The sequence below is a fragment of the Candidatus Methylomirabilota bacterium genome (assembly GCA_035764725.1).
Classification (GTDB): Bacteria; Methylomirabilota; Methylomirabilia; order Rokubacteriales; family CSP1-6; genus DASRWT01.
On the sequence record DASTYT010000145.1, the window covers coordinates 19,342 to 27,782 of the forward strand.

Consider the following 8,441-nt stretch of genomic DNA (forward strand, 5'->3'; position numbering starts at 1 on the left):
TCTAGCTCTTGGGGGCGTCGTCGTCCTTGAGGCGGTAGCCCACCTTGGCATCGGCGATCTCCTCCAGGGAGACGCTGGTGGGCTTCTTGTGGCGGCTTTCCAGCTGCGCCTGCGCGCCGCGGTTGAGCTGACGCGCCCGCTTCGCCGCGAGCACGACGAGCAGGTAGCGGTTGGAGACCTTGTCCAGGGAGCGCTCGAGGGAAGGGAACGCCATCAGTTGGGAACCTCCACGTCGGGGAATCGGATGGTGAGGCGGCTGGTCCGACAGCGCTCGGCCTGGATAAGGGTGGCGAGCTGGTCCACCGCCTCTTTCACATCCCGGTTGATGATGAGGTAATCATACTCCCGCCACGCCGCGATCTCCTCGCGGGCGCGGCTCAAGCGGCGGGCGATCTCGCCGGCCGCGTCGCTCTTCCGCTCGCGCAGCCGCGCGTCCAGCTCGGCGAGCGATGGGGCCATGATGAACACCGACACCGCCTCGGGATAGCGCACGCGGAGCTGTCGCGCCCCGTTGGTGTCGATGTCGAGGAGCACGTCGAGCCCACGGGCGAGGGCGGTCTCGAGGGGCTGCGCCGGCGTTCCGTAGTAGTGGCCGTGCACCTGCGCCCACTCGGCGAACTCGTCGCGCGCTCGCATCGCCTCGAACTCCGCGGCGTCCACGAAGTGGAAGTCCGTCCCGTTGACCTCGCCGTTGCGCGGCTTGCGGGTGGTGTAGGAGATGGAGTAGTGCAGATCGGGGACGAGCGAGCGCACCTCGTGGCAGAGGGTGGTCTTCCCTGCCCCGGAGGGCGCCGAGACCACGAAGAGAGTGCCGCGCCGCTTGACGAGCTCCATCACTCGATGTTCTGCACCTGCTCGCGGATCTTCTCGAGCGTGGACTTGGCGGCGATCACCGCCTGGGAGATCTCGAGGTCGTCCGCCTTGGAGCCCACCGTGTTCACCTCGCGATTGATCTCCTGGATGAGGAAGTCCATCGTGCGCCCGACCGCCCCGTCGGCGCGCACCAGCGCGCGCAACTCGCCCACGTGCACGCGCAGCCGCGCCAGCTCCTCCGTGATGTCGGCGCGCTCGGCGAGCGCGGCAATTTCGGTGGCGAGGCGACCCTCGTCGAGCGGCGTCTCGTCCAGGAGCGCCTGCACGCGCTCGCGCAGCCGCTCCGCCCGGCGTGACTGGGCGAGGGGGGCGCGCGCGGTGATCTGCTCGATGCGCGCGGCCAGAGTCTCGTGGAGCGTGGCCAACTCCTCGGCGAGCGCCTTGCCCTCGGCGTCGCGGCGCGCGACCAGCTCGCCGAGCGCCCGCGCGAGCGCCTCGGCGAGGAGCGGCCAGGCTTCCTCGGGCGCCACCGCTCCCTCGGCCTCGCGCGCGAGGACGCCCGGCTGGCCGAGCAGCCACTCGAGCCTGAGCGCGGGGGCTAGCCCCAGCTCGCCCGCGAGGGCGCGGGCGACCGTCTCGTACTCACGGGCCTGCGCCACGTTGACGCTGAGCGGGGTGAGGGTGCCGCCGCCCGCCGCGGTGAGGCTCGCGCTGACGTCGACTCGGCCGCGCGTCGCCGCCGCCTGGACGAGGCGGCGCGCCTCGGCCTCGAAGGAGGCGAGCACCCGGGGGAGCTTCAGGGAGACGTCGAGGTGCCGGTGGTTCACGGAGCGACACTCGACGCTGACCGCGAGGCGGGGGCTGGAAGTCTCGGCGCGACCGTACCCGGTCATGCTGCGGATCATGCGCCGGCCACTTCCATCGCTGGAGGATAGCCCAAAAACATCTTTTCTGTCAATGCCTTCGGCGTGATCGCTCGTTGACACGCCGCGTCCCCGACGTGTAGAGTGCGACGGAGCATCCATCCCCATCCGTGGCCCCTCGGAGGACATCCATGGCAGAGTCGCCCACCCCGGCGCGCTGGACGCGCCGTCACGTTCTGGAGACCGCCGGCCTGGCCGCGGGTGCCCTGCTGGCCGGCCGGGTCGGCGCGGCGCGGGCTCAGGGCACGCTCAAGACGATCACCGCGTCCCACAGTGTCTCCACGTTCGTCTACGGCCAGCACCTGGTCGCCGCGCAGAAGAAGTTCTTCGAGGAGGAGGGCGTCAAGACGCCCGACTTCATCGTCCCGGGCGGCGGCGCGCGCGTGGTGCAGGCGGTGGCGGCGGGCCAGGCGATGTTCGCGCTCGGCGACTCCAACCACCCCCTCAAGACCACCGAGAAGGGTCGCGACGCCGTCATCCTCTTCGCAACGGACCACCGCTGCTCGTACGCCAACGTGGTCGTGCGCAAGGACCTCTTCGACAAGGGCGTGAAGAGCATGGAGGCGCTCGGCGACGAGAAGCTCGTGGGGCGCAAGGCGGTGATTGCCGCCACTGCCATCGGCTCCGGCACGCACGTCTACGGCGTGTACGTGTGCAAGAACATCAAGGCGGGCGACGGCAAGCCGGTCAACGACCACGTCGAGTGGGTGGGCGGCGGCGCCTCCACCACCATGCTGGGTGGCCTCAAGGGCGGCAAGTTCGACGCGATCATGGCCGTGCCCGAGTGGCAGTCGGCGGCGGTGAGCGAGGGCTTCGGCCGGCCCATCTACGACATCCTGGACGAGAAGGCGTGGAACCGCGTCTTCGGCGGACGCATCCCCGTCACGGTGGGCTACTGCCTAAAGGAGACCGTCGAGAAGTCGCCCGACCTCGTCCAGGCCTACGTGAACGCCTGCTACCGCGCGCAGCAGTGGATCCGGAAGACCAAGGACGACGAGGTCGTGGATCTCCTCCACAGGCCCTACATGGAAACGTTCTCCCGCGAGACCGTGCTCGAGTCGGTGCGCTATTACCGCACCATCTTCGACTGGGACTTCGTGGTGGACGAGGCCGACTACGCCCGGGGCGAGAAGGTATGGATCCCCACCGCGCTCGACAAGCCCATCCCGTACGCGAAGGCGGTGGACATGAGCTTCGTCCGGAAGGCGCAGGCGAAGTACAAGTCGTGAGGCGGTGACGGCCTCCCGCGTCCGGATCGCGATCCGCGACCTCGAGAAGACCTTCGTCGAGGGCGCGCGCGAGGTCCATGCGGTGGCCGGCGTGTCCCTGGACGTGCGCGACGGCGAGTTCGTCGCGCTCGTCGGACCCTCGGGTTGCGGCAAGTCGACCGTGCTCAACATGATCGGCGCCCTCGTGGCGCCCTCGGCAGGGGCGGTGCTGGTGGATGGCCAGCCGGTGCGGGACCGGGCGCCGCGCCAGGTCGGCTACGTGTTCCAGAAGGACACCGTGTTTCCCTGGCGCACCGTGGAGGACAACATCGTCCTGGGGCTGCAGTATCGCGGGGTGCCGCCGGCGACCCGTGCGGCGCGCGTCCGCGAGGCCATCGCCCTGGGCGGGCTTCAGGGCTTCGAGCAGGCCTTTCCCGCCACGCTGTCGGGCGGGATGCGACAGCGCGTCGCGCTGCTGCGCTCGCTCGTGGTGGATCCCGAGATCCTCCTGATGGATGAGCCGTTCGGCGCGCTCGACACCCACACCAAGCTGACCCTCCATGCCGAGCTCCTGTCGCTGTGGGAGGCCAAGCACCAGACGGTGGTGTTCGTCACCCACGACCTCTCGGAGGCGATCACGCTGGCGGATCGCATCGTGGTGATGACGCGGCGGCCCGGCCGTATCAAGCGCGTGTACGACGTGAAGCTGCCGCGGCCGCGCGACGTAATCCGCCTGCGCGAGTCGGACGAGTACTCGCGCGAGTACGGCGAGATCTGGCACGAGCTCGGCCAGGAGTTCGCGCGCGATGACAGCGGGCACTTGCTTGGCGAGCCGCCGGCGAGGCGAGCGGATACCTGATGGGTTCCCGAGCGGAGCTGCTTGGCGAGCCGCCGCCGCCGGCGAGGCGAGCGGATACCTGATGGGTTCCCGAGCGGAGCGAGGGGACCGTTGGCGTATTCTCGCCTGGCAGCTCGCGATCCTCGTCGCCATCATCGCCGCGTGGGAGTACCTCACCAGCATCAAGGCCATCTCGAAGACGCCCGGTCTTTACTGGATCGACCCCTTCTTCATCAGCCGGCCTTCGAAGATCGTCGAGCGCTTCGTTCATCTCGCCTCGCCGTCCGTGCGGCTCAGCATCTGGGCGATGGCATGGTCCACCGTGCAGTCCACGCTCGGGGGCTTCCTCGTGGGGATCACCACCGGTTTCGCGGCCGGCCTCGTGTTGGGGCGTAGCGAGCGCCTCGCACGGATCTCGTCCCCCTTCATCGTGGCCTTCAACTCGCTCCCGCGGATCGCGCTGGTCCCGCTCATCACGATGATCTTCGGCTTCGGCCTCCTCGCCAAGATCGTGCTCGCCTGGAGCATCGTCTTCTTCATCGTGTTCTTCAATACGTTCCAGGGCGCGCGCAGCGTGGACGCCGACCTCATCCACTCCGCCCGCTTCCTCGGGGCCACCGAGGGGCAGGTCATGCGCACCGTGATCGTGCCCTCCACGCTGGCGTGGACCTTCGCCTCGCTCACGCCGTCGATCTCCTTCGCGCTCATCGGCGTCGTGGTGGGCGAGTTCATCGGCGGGGAGTCCGGCGGCGGACTCGGCTACCTCATCATCCAGAGTCTCGGCACGCTCAACGCCGCCGACATGATGGTGGCGCTCCTCGCGCTGGGGGTGATCGGCATCGTGATGGCGCTGGGGATCCGGCAGCTGGAGGCGCGGCTCCTGCGCTGGCGCCCCGAGTACCGCAAGCAGTGAGCGGCCCGGAGCCCGACCGTCACTCCCATAATCCCGTCGTCCGGTACTTCCGCGTACTCGGGCCCGGTCTCATCACGGGCGCCTCCGACGACGATCCCAGCGGCATCACCACCTACTCGGTGGCCGGCGCCTCGCTGGGCTACGGCATGCTGTGGACGGCGCTGGCCACCTATCCGCTCATGGCCGCCGTGCAGCTCGTGTGCGCGCGGATCGGCCTCGTCACCGGGGAAGGGCTGGCCGCGGTGCTCCGGCGGCACTACCCGAGGCCGCTGCTCTACGCGGTGTGCCTGCTCCTCCTCATCGCCAACGTCTTCAATATCAGCGCCGACCTCGGCGGGATGGCCGAGGCGGCCGCGATGCTCTCCGGGGTGCCCAGCGTCCTGTGGGTGCCGCTGTTCGCCCTCGTGATCGTGGTGGTCACGGTGTACGCGACCTACACCGCCTTCGCGCGCGCGCTGAAGTGGCTCACCGCGTCCCTCTTCGCCTACATCGTCGCCGCGGTGCTCGCGCGCCCCGACTGGGGCGCCGCCCTCCACGCCACCGTCGTGCCCCGCGTGGGGCTGGAGACGGTGTCCCTGGCCACGCTGGTCGCCATTCTCGGTACCACGATCTCGCCGTACCTCTTCTTCTGGCAGGCCTCGCAGGAAGTGGAAGAGGAGAAGGCGCAGGGCCGCCGCACGCTCGCCCAGCGGCGCGGGGCGAGCCCGCACGAGCTCGCGGATGCCGCCCTCGACGTCAACACCGGCATGCTGTTCTCCAACGTCGTCATGTACTTCATCATCCTGGCGACTGCGGCCACCGTGCACGGGACGCGACCCGGCGGCATCGAGACCGCGCGCGAGGCCGCGGAGGCGCTGCGGCCGCTGGCGGGGGACGGCGCCTACCTTCTCTACACCCTCGGGCTCGTGGCCACGGGACTTCTTGCCATTCCGATCCTGGCCGGCTCCGCCTCCTTCGCCCTCGCCGAGGTCTTCCGCTGGCCCGCCGGGCTCGCCATGACGCCGCGCCGCGCGCCCCGCTTCTACCTGGTGCTCGCGGGGTCGGTGGTGACCGGCATGGCCCTCACCGTGCTCCAGCACCGCCCCGTGCATGTGCTCTTCGTCTCCGCCATCGTCAACGGCCTGCTGGCGCCGCCGCTGCTCGTGCTCGTGATGCTGGTCGGCGGCAACCGGCGCATTATGGGGTCTCACGTCAACGGTCCCTGGCTGGCCGCGCTCGGCTGGAGCGCGACGGCGGTGATGGCCGCGGCGGCGCTCGCGTTTCTCTTCGTGGGAAGCTAGCCGAGGATGAATCGGCCGCCACGCCGCCGTGTCCTTTCTTGACAGCCTCCGGCGACGCGCCTAGCATGCTCGGCAGCCAGCCAAGCCCGGGTCGGTTCCCTCACTCCATCGCAGCAGGGAGGGTCACATGGCGACACTGAGCGTCAATGGCAAGACCTACCAGGTGAACGCGGCCCCGGACACCCCGTTGCTTTGGGTGATTCGTGAGCACCTCCAGCTCACCGGCACCAAGTTCGGCTGCGGCATGGCGCAGTGCGGGGCGTGTACCGTCCACATCGACGGCAATCCCACGCGCTCCTGCCAGGTCCCGCTCTCCGCCGCCACCGGGAAGAAGATCACGACGATCGAGGGGCTGCACCCGCAGGGCCAGCATCCGCTGCAGGTCGCGTGGGTGGCGGAGCAGGTCCCGCAGTGCGGCTACTGCCAGTCGGGCCAGATCATGCAGGCGGCCGCGCTGCTCGCGCGGAACCCCAATCCCAGCGACGAGGAGATCGTGTCGCACATGTCGGGCAACATCTGCCGCTGCGCGACCTACCTCCGAATCAAGCGCGCGATCAAGCGCGCGGCGAAGGGGGCGTAACCATGAGCACCGCCATGGACCGTCGCGACTTCCTGAAGTCCGCCGGCGCCGCCGGCATCGGGCTCACCGTCTACTTCACGATTCCCACCATCGGGCGGAGCGGGCTCGTCGAGGCCGCCGAGAAGTACGAGCCGAACGCGTTCATCACGATCACGCCCGACGGGCTCGTCACCGTGCACGTACTCAAAGCCGAGATGGGCCAGGGCGTGGGCACCGCGCTCGCCCAGGTCGTCGCCGAGGAGCTCGAGTCGGACTGGAAGACCATGCGGATCGACTATCCGATGGCCGATCCCAAGTACGGCCTCATGCTCACGGGCGGGAGCTGGAGCATCAACTGGACGTTCGACAGCCTCTCGCGCGGCGCCGCGGCGGCCCGGATGGCGCTGGTGGACGCCGCCGCCAAGTCGTGGGGCGTGCCCGCGAGCGAGTGCGTGGCCGTCAGCAGCACGGTGCGCCACCTGCCCACCGGGCGCGTGCTCACCTACGGTGACATCGTCGCGAAGGCGCCCATCACCAAGACCTTCTCCGAGGACGACCTCAAGAAGATCACGCTCAAGAAGCCATCCGAGTACAAGGTCGTCGGGGCGTGGGTGCAGCGTCTCGACATTCCCGAGAAGACGAACGGTAAGGCCAAGTTCGGCATCGACACCTTCTTGCCCAACATGGCGTACGCGAAAACCGCCTATCCGCCCACGCGCGAGGGCGCCAAGGTGACGGCGGTCGACGACAGCGCGGCCAAGAAGGTGCCGGGCTATCTCAAGACCGTCCGCATGCCCGACATGGTGGCGGTCGTCGCCACGTCGTACTCGGCGGCGGTGAAGGCACGCGACGCCCTCAAGATCACCTGGGATCCGGGTCCGAACGTGAACGTCAGCTCGGCCAGCATCTTCTCCGACTATCAGAAGAAGGCGGCTGATCCGGGGGCCGGCATCGAGTGGCACAAGACGGGCGACCCGAATGCGGGGGCGCCCGCGAAGACCCATCAGGCGTCGTTCAGCACCGATTACGTGGCGCACATGCAGATGGAACCGATGAATTGCGTCGCGTCGTTCAAGGACGGTGTGCTGGATCTCTACTCGGGCAGTCAGTTCCAGACCATGGCGACAGGGGCCGTCGCGGCCGTGCTCAACCTCCAGCCCGCGAATATCCGCCTCCACCAGACGTATCTCGGCGGCGGCTTCGGCCGGCGTCTGGAGCCCGACGTCATCGTCGAGGCCGCGCTCATCGCCCGCGAGGCCGGGCGGCCCATCAAGCTCATCCGGTCCCGCGAGGAAGATCTGCAGCGTGACGTCTATCGCTCCGCCACCTACCAGGTGCTGAAGGCGGGGATGGACGCCTCGGGCAAGATCGTGTCGTGGGACGCTACCGTCGTCTCCGGACACCCCGGCGGGCGGTGGGGGCCGGACTTCCTCAACAAGCAGGGCCTCGATGACTTCGCGCTCAACGGCGCAGACCACGTCTACGACATCCCCAACCAGGTGGTGCACGGGGTGCGCGCGGAGACGGGCATCTCCGTCGGCTACGTGCGCGCGGTGGCGCCGAACTACACGTTCTTCGCGGTCGAGACGTTCATGGACGAGCTCGCCAAGCTGGCGGGTCAGGATCCGGTGGAGTACCGTCTGTCGATGCTGAGCGGCGCGCCGCGCCTGGCCAAGGTGCTCAGGCTCGCCGCCGAGCGCGCGGGCTGGGGCAGCACGCTGCCGGCCAACAGCGGCCGCGGCATCGCCTGCGTCAGCGCGCAGGAGCAGAAGACGCCGACGTGGACGGCGTCGGTGGTGCAGGCGCGCGTGGATCCCGGCACCGGGAACGTCCAGATCGAGAAGATCACGTGCGCCGTGGACTGCGGCATCGTCGTGAACCCGGATGGGGCCCGCTCACAGATCGAG

At 69.2% G+C, this 8,441-nt stretch carries 9 protein-coding genes; 6 read left to right on the plus strand and 3 right to left on the minus strand.

Annotated features, from left to right (window positions below; all coding sequences use genetic code 11):
* Position 1 precedes the first annotated feature (1 nt).
* Genes rpoZ through VFX14_23945 form a run of 3 tightly spaced genes read right to left on the minus strand, consistent with a single transcriptional unit; the run spans position 2 to position 1,706 of the window.
* Positions 2-214, minus strand: coding sequence for a DNA-directed RNA polymerase subunit omega (gene rpoZ / locus VFX14_23935; GenBank protein HEU5192743.1), 213 nt, complete (start codon positions 212-214; stop codon positions 2-4).
* Entirely contained in the window at positions 214-834 is a 621-nt protein-coding gene (gmk, locus tag VFX14_23940; protein ID HEU5192744.1) for a guanylate kinase, read from the minus strand. Before gmk ends, rpoZ begins: the two co-directional genes overlap by 1 nt.
* Positions 834-1,706 carry a YicC/YloC family endoribonuclease gene (locus tag VFX14_23945; GenBank protein ID HEU5192745.1) on the minus strand — a complete coding sequence of 291 codons (873 nt, stop codon included), beginning with the start codon at positions 1,704-1,706 and terminating at the stop codon, positions 834-836. The genes gmk and VFX14_23945 overlap by 1 nt, the downstream gene beginning before the upstream one ends.
* A 161-nt stretch (positions 1,707-1,867) precedes the next feature.
* Here VFX14_23945 and VFX14_23950 point away from each other — a divergent pair, with 161 nt between their 5' ends.
* The 6 genes from VFX14_23950 to VFX14_23975 form a co-directional block, all read left to right on the plus strand.
* Positions 1,868-2,965: an ABC transporter substrate-binding protein gene (locus VFX14_23950; GenBank protein ID HEU5192746.1), complete on the plus strand. Its 1,098-nt coding sequence runs from the start codon at positions 1,868-1,870 to the stop codon at positions 2,963-2,965.
* A gap of 25 nt (positions 2,966-2,990) precedes the next feature.
* On the plus strand, positions 2,991-3,803 hold the full coding sequence (locus VFX14_23955) for an ABC transporter ATP-binding protein (GenBank protein HEU5192747.1): 813 nt from the start codon (positions 2,991-2,993) through the stop codon (positions 3,801-3,803).
* 61 nt (positions 3,804-3,864) lie between these two features.
* Entirely contained in the window at positions 3,865-4,695 is an 831-nt protein-coding gene (locus tag VFX14_23960) for an ABC transporter permease (GenBank protein ID HEU5192748.1), read from the plus strand.
* On the plus strand, positions 4,692-5,975 hold the full coding sequence (locus VFX14_23965; GenBank protein HEU5192749.1) for a divalent metal cation transporter: 1,284 nt from the start codon (positions 4,692-4,694) through the stop codon (positions 5,973-5,975). Before VFX14_23960 ends, VFX14_23965 begins: the two co-directional genes overlap by 4 nt.
* 127 nt (positions 5,976-6,102) lie before the next feature.
* A complete protein-coding gene (locus VFX14_23970) occupies positions 6,103-6,555 on the plus strand; it encodes a (2Fe-2S)-binding protein (protein HEU5192750.1) in 453 nt (150 codons plus the stop codon).
* A gap of 2 nt (positions 6,556-6,557) precedes the next feature.
* The coding region (locus tag VFX14_23975) for a molybdopterin cofactor-binding domain-containing protein (protein ID HEU5192751.1) at positions 6,558-8,441 on the plus strand (1,884 nt) is incomplete at its 3' end.